This is a genomic window from Polynucleobacter sp. MWH-S4W17, assembly GCF_018687535.1.
Classification (GTDB): Bacteria; Pseudomonadota; Gammaproteobacteria; order Burkholderiales; family Burkholderiaceae; genus Polynucleobacter.
The window spans coordinates 1,890,276-1,909,323 of record NZ_CP061295.1 but is presented as its reverse complement, the minus strand read 5'-3'; the positions used below and the strand labels follow the sequence as shown (position 1 = coordinate 1,909,323).

Genomic DNA, 19,048 nt, shown 5'->3' with positions numbered 1-19,048 from the left:
ATTATTGTTTTTCTAGTGCAGCAACTTTAGCTTCAAGCGCTTCTAGCTTTTCACGTGTCTTGGCGAGCACTTTAGTTTGTAGCTCAAACTCTTCGCGTGTAACCAAGTCCATTTTCTGAAATCCTTGGTTCATCATGGCGCGTACATTCTTTTCAATTTCTTGAGCTGGCGAATTGCGGATCGCATCACCAACTTTGTTCTGCATATCGTTAGCGATACGTTGGATTTGTTCGAGGATTTCGCCTGGTTTTTGCATGATGAGAGATCGCAGTTCTATTGAGAGTTGCAGAAAAGATACACATTCGTATTTTAAGTTGTATGCGTAAAACTGCCCAAAAAGGGGTTAAAACCCGATAAATGCCCCATATTCACCTTTGAGGTGCATTATTTAGCACCAAAAAAGGGCATTTGCCTTATTTGGGGGATTTGTGGCAAAGCTATGAACCCCTGGGGATTCAATATCACCCCATGCAATAAGCATTCAACCCATTTTTTATTACAACCAGTAAGGAGTAGTTCATGAAAACTTTGCAAAAGACAGCAATCTCTGCAGCAGCAGTAGCTTTGTTGGCAGGTCTTTCGACTGTAGCATTCGCGGCTGATGAGCCAGCGGCACCAGAGGTAAGCCCAGTTACAGCTAACGTTACCGTAACAAATAACTACATCTATCGTGGTATCTCACAATCAAACTACAAGCCAGCCATTCAAGGCGGCTTTGATTATGCCCACGAAAGTGGTTTCTACATTGGCAACTGGAACTCATCAATTAGTTGGGTGTCTGATGCTGGCGCAGCTAAGAGTGCCCCTATCGAAATGGACTTCTACGGTGGCTTTAAGAAGGAGTTGATTGCAGAAGGTTTTGCATCTGATTTCGGTATCTTGCAGTACTACTACCCAACTAGTGGAATTATTGCCGGTTCAGTGAATCCAAATACAACAGAAATTTACGCTGCTCAAAATGCAACATTTGGACCAGTTACTGGTTTCTTGAAATTCTCTTATGCATTAAGCAACACTTTCGGCTTTGTAAGCAGTACTGGATCAAGCTACCTTGATTTAACAGGCAATTACGATACTGGTATTTGGGGTATTACTGCCAATGCACACGTAGGTATGCAAAGAATTGCTGGCCAGTACTATACAGCTCAACAAGCTACTGCTAGCTACACTGATTGGAAGCTGGGACTTACTAAAGACTTCGGAGGCGGCTTGTCTGCTTCAGCAGCTTATGTTGGTACAAACGTTAAACAAGGTAGCGGCGGTTCATATGCTTATCCTTCACCAACTGGACGTAACCTTGGCGGTCAAACAGGCATTGTTTCACTCACAAAAACTTTCTAATTTCCACTCTGAACGGAGAAACACATGAAATTAATTACCGCAATCATCAAGCCCTTCAAGCTTGACGAAGTGCGCGAAGCTCTCTCGGAAGTGGGAGTTTCGGGCATTACCGTCACTGAAGTTAAAGGCTTTGGTCGTCAAAAAGGTCACACTGAGTTGTATCGCGGTGCTGAGTATGTTGTCGACTTTTTACCTAAAGTAAAAATTGAAGCTGCTGTTGAAGATGGCATCTTGGAGCGTGCGATTGAAGCAATTGAAAAATCAGCACGTACTGGCAAGATTGGTGATGGCAAGATTTTTGTCTCACCAGTTGAGCACGTCATTCGTATTCGTACCGGTGAAACCGGCGCGTCAGCACTTTAAAGAGAGGTTCAAAATGTTAACTTGGATGAAACGACTCGTTGCTGGTGGTGCTATGGCCTTGGCTATTGGCGCTACTGGTGTAATGGTTACTTCGCCAGCGCATGCTGATGAAGTAAAAAAACCAGCTGTAACAGCTCCTGCTGCTACTCCTGCTGCTGCAGAACCTGCTCCTGTTCTTTGCTCTGAAAAGTGCAATAAAGGTGACACTGCTTGGATGATGGTTTGTACAGCACTAGTGCTGTTGATGACACTTCCTGGCTTGGCGTTGTTCTACGGCGGCTTAACACGTAGCAAGAACATCTTGTCTATCTGCATGCAATGTTTCATGGTCTTCTCTTTGATTTCAGTGCTATGGGCGATTTATGGCTATAGCTTTGCATTCACGGAAGGCGGGGCATTCATCGGTGGATTAGATCGCCTCTTCTTGGGCGGCATGAATCCAGACTCAGTAGCGGCAACCTTTAGTAAGGGTGTTGTGATTCCTGAGTATGTATTTATGGCTTTCCAAGCAGTGTTCGCAACAATCACTTGCTGCTTGATCATTGGTTCTTTTGCTGAACGCGCTAAGTTTTCTGCAATCTTAGTGTTTATGGTGATTTGGTTTACTTTCAGCTACTTACCAATCGCTCACATGGTTTGGTTCTGGCCTGGTCCAGATGACATCAAAGATGCTGCATCACTCGAAGCAATTACTGCTCGTGCTGGTTGGTTGTGGCAAAAAGGTGTTCTCGACTTTGCTGGCGGAACTGTTGTGCATATCAATGCTGCGATCGCTGGTTTGGTTGGCTCCTTTGTTATCGGCAAGCGTTTGGGCTACGGCAAAGAAGCAATGAAGCCACATAACTTAGTTTATGTAATGGCTGGCGCTGCTCTCTTATGGTTCGGCTGGTTTGGTTTCAATGCCGGTTCAGCTCTTGAAGCAAACGGTAGTGCTGCCTTGGCATTCGTGAATACTTATTTAGCTACTGCTGCTGCTGTATTGGGTTGGTCAGTTGCTGAGTGGGTTCTCAAAGGTAAGCCATCAATGTTAGGTGCTGCATCTGGTTGCGTAGCTGGTTTGGTTGCAATTACTCCTGCGGCTGGATTTGCTGGCCCAATGGGTTCAATCATCATTGGCTTAGTTGCTGGTGTAGTTTGCCTCTGGGGTGTTACTGGTCTCAAGAAGATTTTGGGCTCAGACGACAGCTTAGACGTATTTGGTGTTCACGGCGTAGGCGGTATTACTGGTGCATTGTTGACCGGTGTATTTGCTGACCCAGCATTAGGCGGATCTGGTATTTGGGATTATGTGGCTAACGCTGTTGCTCCTGATTACTCAATTGCTAGCCAATTGTGGATCCAGGCTCAAGGCGTGATTACCACTGTAATTTGGTCTGGCGTAGTTTCTTTCGTAGCCTTCAAATTGATCGATATCGTGATTGGTTTGCGCGTTAAGGAAGAAGAAGAGCGCGAAGGCTTGGATATCAGCTCACACGGTGAGACTGCTTACGAGTCTTAATCAGTAGATTTACCCCTCACTGGGTGGCCCTGGTTGGCTGCCTAGTTTTAAGCGCGGGATCCTCGGATCCCGCGTCTTTCTTTTAATAATCTTACAATGGTGGAATGGTTCCACATCTCATTACTGCACTCACCGGCCCTTTGCTCGAATTAGAGTCAAAGGTTCTAGAAGCGACCCCAACCATTGAGCGTTGGTTCAGGCTGGAGTGGCAAGAACATACCCCGCCTTTCTACTGTTCTGTCGATTTACGCAATTCTGGTTTTAAGTTAGCCCCAGTTGACACCAATCTTTTCCCTGGAGGGTTTAATAACCTTTCACCACAGATGTTGCCGCTTGCTGTTCAAGCTGCCATGGCTGCCATTGAGAAGATTTGTCCTGAGGCTAAAAACTTATTGCTGATACCAGAACGACATACACGCAATACTTTCTATTTGCAGAATATTGCGCGCTTGTCTTCGATTTTGCGTCAAGCTGGATTGAATGTTCGACTAGGTACCTTCTCCGAAGAAATTAAAAAGCCAACCTGGATTGACTTGCCTGATGGCAATCGCTTGTTGATGGAGCCGCTTTCTCGATTGGGTCTCAAGAAGCAACGCTTAGGCCTAAAAGATTTTGATCCTTGCTCGATCCTATTAAATAACGACTTATCCGCAGGCATCCCTCCGATTTTGGAAAATATCTATGAGCAGTACTTGCTGCCAGGCTTGCACGCTGGTTGGCATGTGCGTCGTAAATCTAATCACTTTGCCGCATATGAAGAGGTGGCAAAGAAATTTGCCAAAGTAGTGGATATCGATCCATGGATGATTAATCCTTACTTTACTAGTTGCTCCAATATTAATTTCCACGAGCGTAAGGGTGAAGACGAACTTCAAACTGCTGTAGAGCAAGTTTTAAAAAAGACCGCTAAGAAGTATCGTGAATACGGTATTAAAGAGAAGCCTTATGTTGTCGTAAAAGCTGATGCCGGTACTTACGGCATGGGCGTGATGGTAGTGAATGATCCCTCGCAGTTAAAGGGCTTGAATCGTAAAGACCGCAATAAGATGAGTGTGGTCAAGGAAGGTCTTGAAGTCAGTGATGTACTGATTCAGGAGGGTGTTTATACCTTTGAGAAGGTCAATGAAGCGGTTGCTGAACCGGTGGTGTACATGATCGATCGTTATGTCATTGGCGGCTTCTATCGCGTTCATACTGACCGTGGACCAGATGAGAACCTGAATGCTCCAGGTATGCATTTTGTGCCTCTAGCCTTCGAGCAAAACTCGATGCCTGATCTCGGAGCTAAGCCGGGTAGTGCCGCTCCAAATCGCTTCTATCTATATGGTGTGGTTGCTCGCTTAGCGCTGCTTGCTGCATCATTGGAGCTAGAGCGAACTGATCCCAATGCTGAAGCCGCATAAATAAATCACTAATCTCTCAATAGAAATAATGAACCTTCTTTTTATTGCAGATCCCCTTGAATCTTTTAAGATTCAAAAAGATTCCACACTCGCAATGATGCGAGCAGCGCAAGAGGCAGGCCACCATTTGTGGTTTTGTCAAAGTCGCAATGTGTTGTGGAGAGATGATTTCGTAGTGGCTGATTGCCAATCTTTAGTGATTAAGCCCAGCTCCACTCACTGGTTTGAGTTAGGTGATATTGAGTCTCGAACACTCAAGTCTTTTTCTGTTGTGCTTATGCGCACAGATCCTCCTTTTGATATTGAATATCTCAATACCACTTGGTTGTTATCGGCCGCAGCACGTCAGGGCGCGAAAGTATTTAATGAGCCAAGCGCTGTTCGAGATCATTCAGAAAAACTATCCATCACAGAGTTTCCAGAGCTGATTCCGCCTACCTTAGTCACGCGTGAATTAGCTGCAGTAGAGCTTTTTCATCAAGAACATCGCGATATCGTGATTAAACCGTTAGACGGCATGGGCGGCATGGGTGTATTTAGAGTTGGGGCTGATGGCCTTAACCTTGCGAGCATTGTAGAAACCCTTGGTGAGAATGGCGCAAGAACCCTGATGGTTCAACGCTTTCTTCCAGAAATTGCCCAGGGTGATAAACGGGTACTTTTAATTGGTGGAGAGGTGGTGCCATTTGCGCTAGCCCGCATTCCGCAGGGTAGCGAAATTCGGGGTAATTTGGCTGCCGGCGGCAAAGGCGTAGCAATGCCTTTAACCGAGACTGAAAAAAGGATTGCTGAAAAATTAGCACCTGTTTTAAATCAGCGTGGATTATTCTTAGTTGGGCTGGATTTAATTGGTGGTTATCTCACTGAAATTAATGTGACGAGCCCTACTTGTTTTGTAGAAATTACTGACCAAAGCAACTTTAATGTTGCGCAATTTTGGTTAGCAGCGCTAGAGAAAGCATTGGCATAAATATGGTTGGAATTGTCATCGTTGCTCACACACCGGTTGCCAGCGCAATGCTGGGGTTTGCTGAGCATACTTTTGGTGTATTGCCTGAGCGTGTTCGAGCAGTGGATATCCCTCCTCATGAAGATACCAAGGCAAGCTTTGATCGCGTAATGAAGGCGGCTTATGGTGTGAACACAGGCAATGGCGTCCTGATCCTGACAGATGTTATGGGCGCAACCCCTGCTAATGTGGCCTCTAAGCTTGAGGCCTTAGGGCCTTTATCAGGCTTAAATGCTCCTGTCATCGTCTTAGCGGGATTAAACCTTCCTATGCTGATGCGTTGCATTTCTCATCGCGGTGAGAATCTAGAAGAGTTAGCGCAAAAAGCCCTTGCCGGTGGGCAGAATGGCATCTTACGCTTAGGTACAAAAGTAAATCAAGAATAGATAAGGTCCAGCACACTATGCCTTCGGCAGAAATCGAAATCATCAATAAATTAGGCTTGCATGCGCGCGCATCTGCCAAACTGTCTCAATTAGCGGCTCAGTTTCCTTGTGAAATATTGTTGTCACGTAATGGGCGTCAAATTAATGCGAAGAGCATTATGGGTGTGATGATGTTGGCGGCCGGTATCGGCAGCACTGTGACCCTTGAGACTGTGGGCGAAAAAGCGGATGAAGCTATGCAGGCACTCACTGCCTTAATTAATGACCGATTTGGTGAGGGTGAGTAAATAGCATGACTTTTGCATTGCACGGAATTCCAGTATCGAAAGGCATTGCCATTGGCAAGGCGGTACTGATTTCTCGTGCAGCATTAGAAGTGAGTCATCACCTGATTGAAGCTGGTAAAGAAGAGGCTGAAGCACAAAAGCTATTAGACGCATTTGATCAGGTTCGCCTAGAGCTTGAACAATTGCGCCAAGGGTTGCCAAAAGATGCCCCACAAGAGATGGCTGCATTCTTAGACGTCCACGGTATGATATTGGCGGATCCAGCATTGGCTGAGAAGCCCATTAAACTCATTCGTACGCAACGATTAAATGCAGCATGGGCTTTAACCACTGAGCTCAATGATCTTCTAGAGCAATTTGCAGATATTGAGGACGCTTATTTAAAGGAGCGTGCTAACGATATTCGGCAGGTTGCTGAACGAGTCATTAAGGCATTAAATTCCCAGAAAAAAGATCCATTAAATGATTCTGATTTTTTGCCAACAAGCGATATTGGTATTGAGTCAATTATTGTTGCTCACGATATTGCTCCGCACGACATGCTGCGTTTTAAAGAGCATGCGTTTACCGGATTTGTAACGGATCTTGGCGGCAAGACCTCCCATACTGCTATCGTGGCGCGCAGCATGGAAATACCCGCAGTAGTTGGCGTACGTCACGCGAGCGAAATGATTCGCCATGGCGATTGGTTGGTACTAGATGGCGATCGAGGAGTTGTAGTAGTTTCCCCAGATGAGCAACTGCTAGCCGAATATCGCAAACTACAAACGCAGGTTCTGAAAGAAGCTCGTAAGCTCCAGCAGTTAAAGCATGCAAAAACAGAAACAGCTGACCGTGTTGAGATTGAGTTGTTTGCCAATATTGAATTACCAGAAGATGCTATTCAGGCGGTAAAGCTAGGGGCTGTAGGGGTTGGTTTATTCCGTTCTGAATTTTTATTCATGGACCGTAAACAGGCTTTGCCAGATGAAGAGCAGCAATATCAAGAATACCGTCGCGTAGTCGATTTAATGCATGGCTTACCTGTCAACATTAGAACCATTGATGTTGGTGCAGATAAAGCATTGGGCGGCGGTGGCGATATTTCTCAAACAGGAACTTCACCACTGGGATTGCGGGCAATCCGCTGGTCTTTAACGGAGCCTGAAATCTTTTTAACGCAGCTCAGAGCAATCTTGCGCGCATCAGCCCATGGTCAAGCGCGCATCATGATTCCTATGTTGGCGCATGCTAAAGAGATCGATGAAACTTTTAGGCTGATTGAAAAAGCCAAACAACAGTTGCATCAGCGTGGCAAAGCATTTAATCCGAATATTCAGATTGGCGCGATGATTGAGATTCCGGCTGCTGCTTTAGTCTTGCCTTTGTTTATTAACCGATTCGATTTTCTCTCTATTGGAACGAATGATTTAATTCAGTACACACTGGCGATTGATCGCGCAGATCATGCAGTTGCCCATTTATATGACCCATTACATCCAGCCATATTGAATTTATTAGCCAATATCATTGAGCAAGCTAAACGTGCCAATGTGCCTGTGGCTGTTTGTGGTGAGATGGCTGGCGATCCTGCATTAACAAAGTTATTGCTTGCCTTGGGCTTAACGGATTTCTCAATGCACTTCAGCCAGTTATTACTGGTCAAGCGAGAAATTCTTCAGGCCAATGTCGGTTTATTAAAAGCTCGCGTTAATAGGGTCTTGAAGGCGTATGAGCCCGAAGAGCAGGAAAAGGCTCTAGAGCGACTGCTGTCTTAACTACTTAGCGAGTTGCTTAGTGGGCTGAGCCGCATACCGAGCACTCGGAATTACGGCTAATACGGATTGCATCGATTTGGGTCGTACGCCCATTCCAAAGTAACATGCGGCCCACCAAGGGCTCTCCAAAACCAATTAATACCTGCAGGGCTTGAGCGGCTTGCATGGCTCCAATGATCCCTACTAGAGGCGAGAAGATACCCATGCTGGAGCAACTGACTTCTTCAAATACTTCATCGGGAGAAAAGATGCAGGCATAGCATGGTGAGTTTGGATTTCGTAGATCAAAGACACTCACTTGACCATCAAACTTGAGTGCTGATCCAGAAACTAGAGGAATTTGATGTTTAACGCAGGCGGCATTAATGAGGTGCCGAGTTGTAAAGTTATCCGTGCAATCGAGAACAACATCAACGCTTGGCAATATTTCATCTAATAGCGAAGCTGTGGCTTTAGCCTGAATGGTTTCAATCTGAATGCTGGAGTTAAGACGTTGTAAAAATTCTTTTCCTGAGACAACTTTACTTTTGCCAACGCTACTTTCGGCATGCATGATTTGGCGCTGCAAATTGGTGAGCTCTACATCATCATGATCTACTAAGGTGATGAGTCCAACTCCGGCAGCAGCTAAATAGGGGGCGGCAGCACTACCTAAGCCGCCGGCACCGATGACTAAAGCATGTGATTGGAGAAGCTTCTCTTGGCCAGCAACATCAATCTCGTCAAGCAGTAAGTGCCTGGAGTATCGAAGTAACTGCTCGTCATTCATGTGCCAGCCGCAGAGATTAAAAGGTTATTCGAGTTTGGATGAAGAGCGCTTCACAGGCTGGCCATTAATAAAGGCCAACGCTTGAGAAAGCATGAAGTCATCCGCACTACCTAGTTCTGTAGGCTTCTTATTTTTATCTTTCTCTTTTTCTTCAGGAGTCTTCTTGGCATTTTTTTCTTCAATGCGCTGCAACTCTTCGATACGACGTTGTTCCCGATCTTTAATCAACTTATCTTCGGCAGACTGCTTATTGCGGAGATGTTTTTCGCTATCAATCTCACGAGTGATTAATACATCATCTGGATCACCATCTTTGTTTTGATCTACTGGGATATCTGGTTTCACACCAAAAGCCTGAATCGACTTGCCACTTGGGGTGTAGTAATAAGCGGTAGTAATCTTCAGTGCTGAATCATTGGTCAGGGGGCGAACGGTTTGGACAGAGCCCTTACCAAAGGTCGTTTTTCCAATAATGGTTGCGCGTTTATAGTCCTGGAGTGCGCCAGCCACAATCTCGGAGGCTGAGGCGGAATAAGCGTTTACCAAGACCACCATAGGCAATTTCTTAAATATCGCTGGAACACCCGCCAAAGGGTCGCCAGACTCATTTAGGCGATACATCGCTGGCGTTGCATTAAATACCTGTTTTGAATCTGGGGACTGGCCTTTAGTGGAGACAATGACTGCGTCAGCAGGCAAGAATGCTGCAGCCACACCCACAGCTCCTTGTAATAGACCGCCGCCATTGTTACGAAGATCAAGAATGATACCTTTGAGTTTTGGATCTTGATTGGCAATATCAGTTAGTTTCTTGGCAAGATCGGGAACGGTGCGCTCTTGAAAGCTTGTGATGCGTACCCAAGCAATATCGTTATCCAGAATTTTTGTTTTGACTGATTGAACTTTAATCTCTGCGCGAGTGATTGTGACCGGAAAGCTACGCTCCTCACTCTTACGAAATACCGTCAAAGTAATTTTGGTTCCAGGTTCGCCGCGCATAGTCCGCACAGCTTTGTCTAGAGACATACCACGAACAGGTTTGTCATCAAGGCGTGTAATGAGGTCTCCAGCTTGAAGGCCTGCGCGAGCAGCAGGACTATCTTCAATTGGATTGAGTACTTTCACTACACCATCTTCAGAAGTGATTTCAATGCCAAGTCCAGCAAACTTTCCAGAGGTCATCTCTTGCATTTCTGCAAAATCTTTTTTATCTAAGAAAGTGGAATGAGGATCAAGACTACTGACCATTCCTTTAACGGCATCTGTTAGTAGTTGCTTATCTTCTATGGGCTCAACATATTCACGCTTAATTTGGGCAAAGACATTGGAGAGCGTGCGGAGCTCATCCAGCGGTAGCTGAGGGCTTTGCTGGGCGGTCGCGGAGAGCTGGATCGTGGCTGCTACGCCGGCGATAAGGCCAACGGCTATCAGGGCGAAATTCTTTAGAAATTGGCGCATATCTCTTTTGCTTTAATCCAAATAAAAGTGTTGAATGGGTTTGAGGTTGTCGTCTAACTCATAAACAAGTGGCACACCATTAGGTACATTCACTTCCATGATGGCTTCATCAGACATTTGATCTAAATACTTAATGAGTGAGCGAATACTGTTGCCGTGCGCCACTAATAAAACGCGTTTGCCAGCTTTGAGTGCGGGTGCAATAGATTCATTCCACAAGGGTAATACTCGCTCAACATTATCTTTCAGGCATTCGCCCAAAGGAATATCGGAAGGATTGAGCTTTGAGTAACGGGGATCATTTTTGGGGTGACGCTCATCATCATGCTCAAGTAGCGGTGGACGTACATCATAGGAGCGACGCCAAATATGAACTTGTTCATCGCCATATTTAGTTGCCGTTTCAGCTTTATTCAATCCGGTGAGTGCGCCATAGTGACGTTCATTTAAGCGCCAGCTATGAACAACAGGGAGCCACATCAAATCCATGGCATCTTGAACGTGCCAAAGAGTGCGAATGGCACGCCTTAAAACAGAGGTATAGGCGATATCAAATTCATAACCTGCATTTTTGAGGTTTTCACCTGCTGCGATGGCTTGTTCTGCGCCTTTAGGGGTTAAGTCAACGTCCGCCCAGCCAGTAAAGCGGTTTTCAAGGTTCCAGGCGGATTCGCCATGACGAATAAGGACAAGTTGTTTCATAGAGCCATTCTATAATCCGGTGATGAACTTTCTCACGCAAATTGATAATTTAGCGCTTATTGCCCTGTTGTTGGTTTCAGGCATAGCGCTTTTCCTACCCTCATTATCTACGCTTATTGGCGGAAAAGGCTTGTCGCCTACCGAAGCGACGATTTGGATTAATCGACGCAAAGCCTATGTCTTGGATCTGCGCTCGGAAGAGGCCTTTAAATCGGGGCATTTACCTGGCGCCAAATTCGCTAATGCTGCTGGTTTAACGGCAGCGATTGAAAGGCTCAAGCTTGACCGTAAGCACCCAGTAGTCCTGGTTTGTGAAACCGGATCTCAGTCACGCAAACTCGTGGCCGAAGCTCAAAAGTTGGGCTTTGCCGAAGTAGGCGCCTTAGATGGCGGTGTGCAGGCTTGGAAAGCAGCAGCTCTGCCATTAGTGAAATAAGGATAAATCGATGCCTCCAGTAACAATGTATAGCACCCAAGTTTGCCCTTACTGCGTCATGGCGGAAAAGTTGCTGGCTAAAAAAGGCGTTGCTAATCTCGAAAAGATTTTGATTGATCGTGATCCGGCCCAACGCGAAGTTATGATGACACGCACTGGCCGCCGCACTGTTCCACAAATCTATATTGGTGATACGCATGTTGGTGGTTACGACGACTTAGTGGCATTAGATCGCGCTGGAAAGCTTGATCCTTTATTAGCTTAATAGATTTAACATTCAAAGAAAGTTAGCAATGACTGAACAAACCCCAGCACCTCAGGCAGGCACCGATCAAGCTAAAGAACCTGGATTTCGTATTCAGCGAATTTACTTAAAAGATGTATCTCTTGAGCAACCAAATGCTCCGCAAATTTTGTTGGTTGCGTCTGAGCCACAAGTCCAGGTTGAGATTGATATCTCCGTTGCACCCTTAAGTGAAGGTATCTTTGAGGTAGCTCTAAGCTCCACTGTGACTGCTAAAGTCGATACCAAAGTACTATTCTTGGTAGAAGCAAAACAAGCCGGCATCTTTGAATTTAGCAACATTCCGGTTGAGCAAATTGATCCTATGCTTGGCATTGCTTGCCCAACAATTTTGTATCCGTATTTACGTTCAAATATTGCCGATATTATTAGTCGCGCAGGCTTCCAGCCAATTCATTTGAATGAGATTAATTTCCACGGCATGTACGAACATCGTTTGATGCAAGCTCAACAAGAAGCTGCTGCCAAGGATGGCGCAGCCGCTGAGAGCAAGCCTCACTAAGCTCAACGAGCGAGCCCACAGATCATGAAGGTGACGCTGCTTGGTGCTGGTGCCTGGGGAACGGCGATGGCTGCACAAGCAGCTCGCTTTCTCCAAGAAGGTGATGTTGTTTTATGGTCTCGTAGCAAACAACAGCTAAAAGAAATTGAAGAGAGCGCTGAAAATCGCGCTTATCTTTCAGGCATTCAGTTGCCTGCAAGCCTTAAGTTTGAGAGCAACTTTTCTGCTGCCATCAAGCGACTTTCGAGCAATGATTTATTGGTCATTGCTACACCAATGTCAGGGCTTTCAGAAACAATCGCCCAAGCTTTAAAGATTGCTGAGCACCCACTTAATATTATTTGGCTCTGCAAAGGGCTTGAGCCGAATACCGCCCTATTGCCCCACCAGGTAGTAGAGCGTGAGAGCAAGATGCATTCTCATGGAATAACGCATTCGTATGGTGCCCTATCCGGCCCGAGCTTTGCACGTGAGGTTGGTGCGGGTATGCCTTGCGCTTTAACTGTTGCTAGCAAATCTCCTAAGTTATGTGAAGCAGTGCAAACCGCTTTCCATCACGGCAATATGCGTGTGTATTCAAGTGATGATTTGATTGGTGTGGAGTTAGGCGGCGCTATTAAGAATGTCTTGGCGATTGCTGCAGGTATTGGTGATGGCTTAGATTTGGGCTTGAACGCACGCGCTGCTGTTCTCACACGCGGTTTAGCAGAGATGATGCGAATTGTGAAAGCCGCAGGCGGTAAATCCGAAACTTGCATGGGTCTTACTGGGGTTGGGGACTTGATCTTGACCGCCACTGGAGATCTATCGCGTAATCGGCGCGTTGGTCTTGAGCTTGCTGCTGGTAAGTCGCTGCCTGAGGTTCTTGCCAGTCTTGGTCACGTTGCTGAGGGTGTGCTTTGTGCAGAGGCGGTTGGCGACTTGGCAAAACGCTTAGGGGTTGACATGCCGATCACTACGATGATGGGTGAAGTGCTCTCTGGAAAATTGAAGCCACATGTTGCCGTTAAAAAACTTATGGGGCGTGATCCTAAAATCGAATCGTAATTACAGCATCTGGGTCAATTTCTTATTGACCGCCAGCAAGGCCATTCTGGCGCCATGCTTCATAAACTACGATTGCTACAGTATTTGATAGGTTCAGACTGCGACTACTATCTTGCATTGCCAGACGCATGCGATTCTCATTCGGAATCGAGTCTCTGACTTCATCCGCAATACCTTTGGTTTCAGAGCCAAATACAAAGTAATCATCGGGCCCGTATTTGCCTTCATGAAACTTGCCCGAGCCCTTGGTAGTCAATGCAAAGAGATGCTGAGGATCGGGTTGCTCATCCTTTAAAAACTGTGCCCAATTTTTATGTACTTTGACTCGTGCAAACTCGTGGTAGTCCAGGCCCGCTCTACGCAACTTAGCATCTTCCATCGGAAACCCAAGCGGCTCAATTAAATGCAGCTTGGCGCCAGTGTTTGCACACAAACGAATAATGTTTCCAGTGTTAGGTGGAATCTCGGGTTCGAATAAAACAATATTAAACATACGGCACTCTTTAGATTGATCGCGCAGCTCGAAGTACTACCCAATTAATGACGCGAGATACACCATTGTCCTTCAGAACGCGCGCAATTTCATTAAGAGTTGCGCCACTTGTCATCACATCATCAAACACAATCACAGTCTTGTTTGCGAGCTGATCAATATAACGCTCTTCAAGGTAAAACATTCCCTGAATGGCTAGGTGGCGATTGCTTAAGGTGCTTCCGGCCTGTCGCTCTGCATAATGATGGCGCTGCAGCACATAAGGTGATTTTTGAATATGCACTCCACACTGAATCCGTTTAGCAATTTCCCAACTTTGATTGAAACCACGCTGCGCTAACTTCTCAATACTAAGCGGCACTGGCAGTAAATAATCAGCAGAGATATCTTCAAATTCCTGACTAAAAAGTAAGTTCCATGTTCTGCCAAGGGCATTAGCAAATGCAATGCGTTTTTGATACTTCAATTCATGCAGTGGAGTTTGTAGCAATCCATCATAGCGATCCAAGCAATGGGTTGCATCAAAGTATGGTCGAGAGATTTGGCATTGCACACAACGTTGCTCTGCAATTTCTGAAACCTGAAGTGTTATGCCACATTGGTAGCAACATTGATAGTTCAATAAACCTTCATCGCGTAATTGATTGAGACAGCGATCGCATAGGGATGATTTTTGGAACCCCTGACAAGCAATACAAGCTGTCGGCAAAAGCTGTTCACAAATGGCTTGAAAAATGTTCTCTGGAAATCGCATGGGGCGCTGAGTATACTGAGTCAATGACCCAGCCCCTTAGATGGTTACAAGACGAAATTGCAGCTCGCATGCTGCAGAAATTAGACATTGTTAAGCTTGATGTAAAAGACATCTTAGTGGTGCCCGATTTTGCTGGTAAGCATTTAGATACGCTCGCTCAGCGCTATCCAAAGGCGCGCATTTTTAGCATCACCGAAAAAGGTGTTTCAGGATTTCAAATGTGGCGCGCTAAAGCGCTGAGTAATTGGCGTTCTTTATTTGCGAGTAACACTAGCTCCTTGACAAGCTATGCCTCGTCTGGAAGATTCGATATTCCCGATAATTCTGTTGATTTAGTGTTCAGCGATCTTTTGCTGCACGATTTGCCTGATCCGAAGCATTTTTTGCAGGAGTGTTGGCGCGTTCTGCGCGAGGGCGGCTTAATCACATTTAGCTATTTAGGGCCTGATACCGGAAAAGAGTTGCGCGCCTTAGAGCTTTCGGACGTAAAGCTGAAGAATTTATTAAGTCCTTGGGATATGCACGATATGGGAGATGCTTTGCTTGGCGAGCGGTTTTCTGATCCTGTAATGGACATGGAGTACCTCACTTTGGATTACGAGAAGCCTGCTTTATTGCTGGCCGATATGAGTGCGCTGAAATTGGTGCATTCCACCCCTCCTGAAGTCACTGAAAAAGAGGTTTTGCCGCAAAAAATCACCTTAGAGGTGGTTTATGGGCATGCATGGGCACTCGGAAAGCACCTCGCAAAGGCAAAGGACAACGTCGCCTACATTGATCTAAATCAAATTGGGCACAAGACTAGGCCAGATTCTGCCTAAGTGTAAGTGCTTACTATCATTTAAACCTCGACCAAGATTGGTTCAAGCTGGGTTAACCCGGTTTGTTCTTGCGCTTAATTCACCCTATAATCACGGCTGTAAGTATTAGCTTAAGACCGTTTTTTGGGCATTTTGTGGCATTTTTGCTGCTTTGCTCACGACAATAAACAGAGAATAAGATGAATTTATTTGGAAAAGTCACTAGGGCTTCGCTCTATTTCGCAGTAGCTTTTGGTACTGCATTTGCTCATGCAGCAGAGAATATGCCTGGTGGGCCAGCTGTTAATCAGCTGAATTTTGCGCCTCCTGCTACCAAAATCATGCAAGAAATCCATTGGTTACATTGGATGATGTTGGTCATTTGCGCAGTGATTTTTATTGGTGTTTTCGGAGTGATGTTCTATTCCATCTTGAAGCATCGCAAATCATTGGGTCACAAATCAGCTTCTTTTCACGAGAGCACAACTGTTGAAATCATTTGGACAGTCATTCCGCTGTTGATTGTGATCGGCATGGCATTGCCAGCAACAAAAACTGTTGTGGCGATGAAAGACACCACTAACTCTGACATCACTATTAAGACCACTGGTTATCAGTGGAAGTGGGGTTACGACTACATCAAGGGCGAAGGCGAAGGCATTAGCTTCTTGTCTACCTTATCTACATCACGTGAAGCAATTAACAACTTGGCACCCAAATCAAATACCTATTTGATGGAAGTGGACAATGAAATGGTTGTGCCTGTTGGCAAAAAAATTCGTTTGATCACTACTGCTAACGACGTTATTCATGCTTGGACTATCCCAGCGTTTGGCGTAAAGCAAGATGCGATCCCAGGCTTTGTTCGTGACACCTGGTTTAGGGCTGACAAAATTGGCACATTCCGCGGTCAGTGTTCTGAGCTCTGCGGTGCAGAGCATGCCTTCATGCCTATCGTAGTGAAGGTAGTTTCACAAGAGGATTACAGCGCTTGGGTTGCTGAGAAGAAAAAAGCAATGGGTGCTGGCGGTGACGATCCATCAAAGGTTTACACCTTGGATGAGCAAAAAGAGCGCGGCGCTAAAGTTTACGCAGCGAACTGTGCCGCTTGCCACCAGCCGAATGGCAAAGGTGCTGGTGCATTCCCTGCATTGGATGGTAGCAAGGTGGTTAATGGACCTAAAGCGGGTCAATTTAATATTTTGTTGAACGGTAAAAATGCAATGCCGAAGTGGGGCGGCGTCCTTTCCGACGGAGATATCGCAGCCGTGATTACCTATACCCGTAATTCATGGGGTAATAAAACGGGCGAAGTGATTCAGACCCAGGAAATTATTACCGCACATGGCGGCAACTAATTCATTAACTAATACAGATAAAACTAAACCGGAGTAATCCATGAGCACAGTCTCTACTACCCACGACCACGCACACGATCACGCGCATGATGATCACACGCCACACGGATGGCGTCGTTGGTTATTTGCAACCAACCACAAAGACATCGGTACGATGTATTTGATCTTCTCGTTTGTTAGCTTGTTGGCTGGCGGCACGATGGCGTTGGGAATTCGTCTGGAATTGTTCCAGCCTGGTTTGCAATTCTTCCGCCCTGAGTTCTTTAATCAGCTAACAACCATGCATGGCTTGGTAATGGTATTCGGTGCAATCATGCCGGCATTCGTTGGCTTCGCGAACTGGATGGTGCCTTTGCAAATTGGCGCATCTGATATGGCGTTTGCTCGTATGAATAATTTTAGTTTCTGGATTCTTCCAGTAGCTGCAACATTGTTATTCAGCTCATTCTTAGTTCCTGGTGGCGCTCCATCAGGTGGCTGGACTATCTATGCCCCATTGACCTCGCAAATGGGTCCTGGCATGGACATGGCAATTTTTGCCCTCCACTTATTGGGTGCTTCTTCCATTATGGGTTCGATCAACATCATCGTGACCATCTTGAATATGCGCGCTCCTGGCATGACTTTGATGAAGATGCCAATGTTCTGCTGGACTTGGTTGATTACTGCTTATTTATTGATTGCCGTGATGCCTGTATTGGCTGGTGCAATCACCATGGTTCTGACTGACCGTCATTTCGGTACCTCATTCTTCTCCGCAGTTGGCGGTGGCGATCCAATCATGTTCCAACATATTTTCTGGTTCTTTGGTCACCCAGAGGTTTACATCATGATTCTTCCTGCATTCGGAATCGTCAGTGAAATTATTCCAACATTCTCCAGAAAAACATTGTTTGGTTACAGCTCAATGGTTTATGCAACCGCATCTATTGCGATCTTGTCATTCATCGTCTGGGCTCACCACATGTTTGCAACTGGTATGCCTGTCACTGGTCAGCTGTTCTTCATGTACGCAACCATGTTGATCGCTGTTCCAACTGGCGTGAAGATTTTTAACTGGGTTGCAACCATGTGGAAAGGTTCAATGACCTTTGAAACTCCAATGTTGTGGGCCATCGGCTTTATCTTCGTTTTCACCATGGGCGGCTTTACTGGTTTGATTCTGGCAATGGCACCAATTGATATTGGTGTTCAGGATACTTACTACGTTGTTGCTCACTTCCACTATGTATTGGTAGCGGGCTCATTGTTTGCAATGTTCGCTGGCTTCTACTACTGGTGCCCTAAGTGGACTGGTCGCATGGCTAATGAAACTCGCGGCAAGATCCACTTCTGGACCTCCATGATTTTCTTTAACGTGACCTTCTTCCCAATGCACTTCTTAGGCTTGGCAGGTATGCCACGTCGTTACGCTGACTACCCAACGCAGTTTGCTGATTTCAATATGGTTGCTTCAATCGGCGCATTGGGCTTTGGCTTGTCGCAGGTCTATTTCTTGTTCTTCGTTGTGCTTCCTGCATACCGTGGTCAAGGTGAAAAAGCACCAATGAAGCCATGGGATGGAGCTAAAGGTTTGGAGTGGACTATTCCTTCTCCAGCACCACACCACACTTTTGAAACTCCGCCTAGTGCTGAGCAAATGCATGAAGCAGGAATTTAATTCTTCAGAGAAACAAGCCCTTGCTGCGAATAATCGTAGGATGGGCTTCATTCTTTTGAGTGTTGTATTGGTATTTTTTATTGGTATTGTGATTAAACGGAGTATGTTGGGTTAATCCCGCAATGACGATGGTTTCAACTCAATCACTGAATCGCCAGATTTTATTAAAGCTCTTAATTGCAGCGGTAATGATGTTTGGATTTGGTTATGCACTAGTCCCAATGTATAAAGCCTTGTGTGAAGCTACTGGGATTAATGTTGTAACGAGCAAAAATGACTATGGCGTTAGAGCTTTCAGCCCAAATAGGGTTGGCAATACCCAAGTTAACTATGCACGTACGGTGACGATTGAGTTTGACTCTAATAGCCGAGGCCCGTTTACTTTTAAGCCGGTAAAGAATTTTTTAGAAGTGCATCCTGGTGAAATGACCGAGATTGTTTATGAGGTCACTAATAATCAGAATCGCCAAGTACGAGCACAGGCAATACCAAGTTATGCGCCTAAAAGCGCAACAGAATTTTTTACAAAGTTAGAGTGTTTTTGTTTTCAGGAGCAGACACTAGCGGCAAATGAAACAAAGAAGATGCCAGTAGTTTTTGTGATCGATGCGGGTTTACCGGACGATGTGAAAACCATTACTTTGTCGTACACCTTCTTTGAGCTGGGCATGGGTGGCACACCACCTGCGCCAAAGTCAAGGGTGGTGTCATGAAGAAAAAA

23 protein-coding genes are annotated in these 19,048 nt (G+C 45.7%); 17 read left to right on the top strand and 6 right to left on the bottom strand.

Features of this window, described 5'->3' with window-relative positions:
* Nucleotide 1: 1 nt before the first annotated feature.
* Complete coding sequence (locus C2755_RS09560) at nt 2-256, bottom strand: accessory factor UbiK family protein (protein WP_215321110.1); 255 nt, start codon at nt 254-256, stop codon at nt 2-4.
* A gap of 263 nt (nt 257-519) precedes the next feature.
* On the opposite strand from C2755_RS09560, the gene C2755_RS09555 reads away from it, so the two are divergent.
* The 8 genes from C2755_RS09555 (at nt 520) to ptsP (ending at nt 8,044) form a co-directional block, all read left to right on the top strand.
* Nucleotides 520-1,341 carry a TorF family putative porin gene (locus C2755_RS09555; RefSeq protein WP_215321109.1) on the top strand — a complete coding sequence of 274 codons (822 nt, stop codon included), beginning with the start codon at nt 520-522 and terminating at the stop codon, nt 1,339-1,341.
* Between the two features lie 24 nt (nt 1,342-1,365).
* On the top strand, nt 1,366-1,704 hold the full coding sequence (locus tag C2755_RS09550; protein ID WP_011903792.1) for a P-II family nitrogen regulator: 339 nt from the start codon (nt 1,366-1,368) through the stop codon (nt 1,702-1,704).
* A gap of 13 nt (nt 1,705-1,717) precedes the next feature.
* Nucleotides 1,718-3,202, top strand: a complete 1,485-nt coding sequence (locus C2755_RS09545; RefSeq protein ID WP_215321108.1) for an ammonium transporter — start codon at nt 1,718-1,720, stop codon at nt 3,200-3,202.
* A gap of 104 nt (nt 3,203-3,306) precedes the next feature.
* Nucleotides 3,307-4,605 (top strand): glutamate--cysteine ligase, encoded by a 1,299-nt coding sequence (gshA, locus tag C2755_RS09540; protein WP_215321107.1) that lies wholly within the window; start codon nt 3,307-3,309, stop codon nt 4,603-4,605.
* A gap of 28 nt (nt 4,606-4,633) precedes the next feature.
* Complete coding sequence (gene gshB, locus C2755_RS09535) at nt 4,634-5,575, top strand: glutathione synthase (protein WP_215321106.1); 942 nt, start codon at nt 4,634-4,636, stop codon at nt 5,573-5,575.
* A gap of 2 nt (nt 5,576-5,577) precedes the next feature.
* A complete protein-coding gene (locus C2755_RS09530; protein ID WP_215321105.1) occupies nt 5,578-6,000 on the top strand; it encodes a PTS sugar transporter subunit IIA in 423 nt (140 codons plus the stop codon).
* Nucleotides 6,001-6,017: 17 nt separating this feature from the next.
* Nucleotides 6,018-6,287, top strand: a complete 270-nt coding sequence (locus tag C2755_RS09525; protein WP_215321104.1) for an HPr family phosphocarrier protein — start codon at nt 6,018-6,020, stop codon at nt 6,285-6,287.
* Nucleotides 6,288-6,292: 5 nt separating this feature from the next.
* The gene (gene ptsP, locus C2755_RS09520) at nt 6,293-8,044 is read left to right on the top strand and encodes a phosphoenolpyruvate--protein phosphotransferase (protein ID WP_215321103.1); all 1,752 of its coding nucleotides are present in this window, start codon (nt 6,293-6,295) and stop codon (nt 8,042-8,044) included.
* A gap of 16 nt (nt 8,045-8,060) precedes the next feature.
* On the opposite strand, the gene C2755_RS09515 is transcribed toward ptsP, so the two are convergent.
* Genes C2755_RS09515 through gpmA form a run of 3 tightly spaced genes read right to left on the bottom strand, consistent with a single transcriptional unit; the run spans nt 8,061 to nt 10,973 of the window.
* Entirely contained in the window at nt 8,061-8,813 is a 753-nt protein-coding gene (locus C2755_RS09515; protein WP_215321102.1) for a HesA/MoeB/ThiF family protein, read from the bottom strand.
* 24 nt (nt 8,814-8,837) lie between these two features.
* Nucleotides 8,838-10,271 (bottom strand): S41 family peptidase, encoded by a 1,434-nt coding sequence (locus C2755_RS09510; protein ID WP_215321101.1) that lies wholly within the window; start codon nt 10,269-10,271, stop codon nt 8,838-8,840.
* A gap of 12 nt (nt 10,272-10,283) precedes the next feature.
* A complete protein-coding gene (gpmA, locus tag C2755_RS09505) occupies nt 10,284-10,973 on the bottom strand; it encodes a 2,3-diphosphoglycerate-dependent phosphoglycerate mutase (RefSeq protein WP_215321100.1) in 690 nt (229 codons plus the stop codon).
* Nucleotides 10,974-10,995: 22 nt separating this feature from the next.
* Here gpmA and C2755_RS09500 point away from each other — a divergent pair, with 22 nt between their 5' ends.
* The 4 genes from C2755_RS09500 to C2755_RS09485 are packed head-to-tail and all read left to right on the top strand — an operon-like array spanning nt 10,996 to nt 13,262.
* Nucleotides 10,996-11,409: a rhodanese-like domain-containing protein gene (locus tag C2755_RS09500; RefSeq protein WP_215321099.1), complete on the top strand. Its 414-nt coding sequence runs from the start codon at nt 10,996-10,998 to the stop codon at nt 11,407-11,409.
* Nucleotides 11,410-11,419: 10 nt separating this feature from the next.
* Complete coding sequence (gene grxC, locus C2755_RS09495; protein ID WP_215321098.1) at nt 11,420-11,674, top strand: glutaredoxin 3; 255 nt, start codon at nt 11,420-11,422, stop codon at nt 11,672-11,674.
* A 28-nt stretch (nt 11,675-11,702) separates the two neighbouring features.
* A complete protein-coding gene (gene secB / locus C2755_RS09490; protein ID WP_215321097.1) occupies nt 11,703-12,215 on the top strand; it encodes a protein-export chaperone SecB in 513 nt (170 codons plus the stop codon).
* 24 nt (nt 12,216-12,239) lie between these two features.
* Nucleotides 12,240-13,262: an NAD(P)H-dependent glycerol-3-phosphate dehydrogenase gene (locus C2755_RS09485; RefSeq protein WP_215321096.1), complete on the top strand. Its 1,023-nt coding sequence runs from the start codon at nt 12,240-12,242 to the stop codon at nt 13,260-13,262.
* A 22-nt stretch (nt 13,263-13,284) separates the two neighbouring features.
* On the opposite strand, the gene trmL is transcribed toward C2755_RS09485, so the two are convergent.
* Both trmL and C2755_RS09475 read right to left on the bottom strand, forming a co-directional pair.
* On the bottom strand, nt 13,285-13,755 hold the full coding sequence (gene trmL, locus C2755_RS09480) for a tRNA (uridine(34)/cytosine(34)/5-carboxymethylaminomethyluridine(34)-2'-O)-methyltransferase TrmL (protein WP_215321095.1): 471 nt from the start codon (nt 13,753-13,755) through the stop codon (nt 13,285-13,287).
* 10 nt (nt 13,756-13,765) lie between these two features.
* Nucleotides 13,766-14,533 (bottom strand): ComF family protein, encoded by a 768-nt coding sequence (locus C2755_RS09475; RefSeq protein ID WP_251368472.1) that lies wholly within the window; start codon nt 14,531-14,533, stop codon nt 13,766-13,768.
* Here C2755_RS09475 and C2755_RS09470 point away from each other — a divergent pair.
* From C2755_RS09470 to C2755_RS09450, 5 genes are all read left to right on the top strand, one after another.
* A complete protein-coding gene (locus C2755_RS09470; protein ID WP_251368471.1) occupies nt 14,533-15,330 on the top strand; it encodes a methyltransferase domain-containing protein in 798 nt (265 codons plus the stop codon). The genes C2755_RS09475 and C2755_RS09470 overlap by 1 nt on opposite strands.
* Nucleotides 15,331-15,509: 179 nt before the next feature.
* Entirely contained in the window at nt 15,510-16,667 is a 1,158-nt protein-coding gene (gene coxB, locus C2755_RS09465; RefSeq protein WP_215321092.1) for a cytochrome c oxidase subunit II, read from the top strand.
* A gap of 40 nt (nt 16,668-16,707) precedes the next feature.
* Nucleotides 16,708-18,327, top strand: coding sequence for a cytochrome c oxidase subunit I (ctaD, locus tag C2755_RS09460; RefSeq protein ID WP_215321091.1), 1,620 nt, complete (start codon nt 16,708-16,710; stop codon nt 18,325-18,327).
* Nucleotides 18,227-18,442 carry a cytochrome oxidase small assembly protein gene (locus C2755_RS10465; RefSeq protein WP_370624631.1) on the top strand — a complete coding sequence of 72 codons (216 nt, stop codon included), beginning with the start codon at nt 18,227-18,229 and terminating at the stop codon, nt 18,440-18,442. Before ctaD ends, C2755_RS10465 begins: the two co-directional genes overlap by 101 nt.
* A 13-nt stretch (nt 18,443-18,455) precedes the next feature.
* The gene (locus C2755_RS09450) at nt 18,456-19,040 is read left to right on the top strand and encodes a cytochrome c oxidase assembly protein (RefSeq protein WP_215322363.1); all 585 of its coding nucleotides are present in this window, start codon (nt 18,456-18,458) and stop codon (nt 19,038-19,040) included.
* Nucleotides 19,041-19,048: the final 8 nt, after the last annotated feature.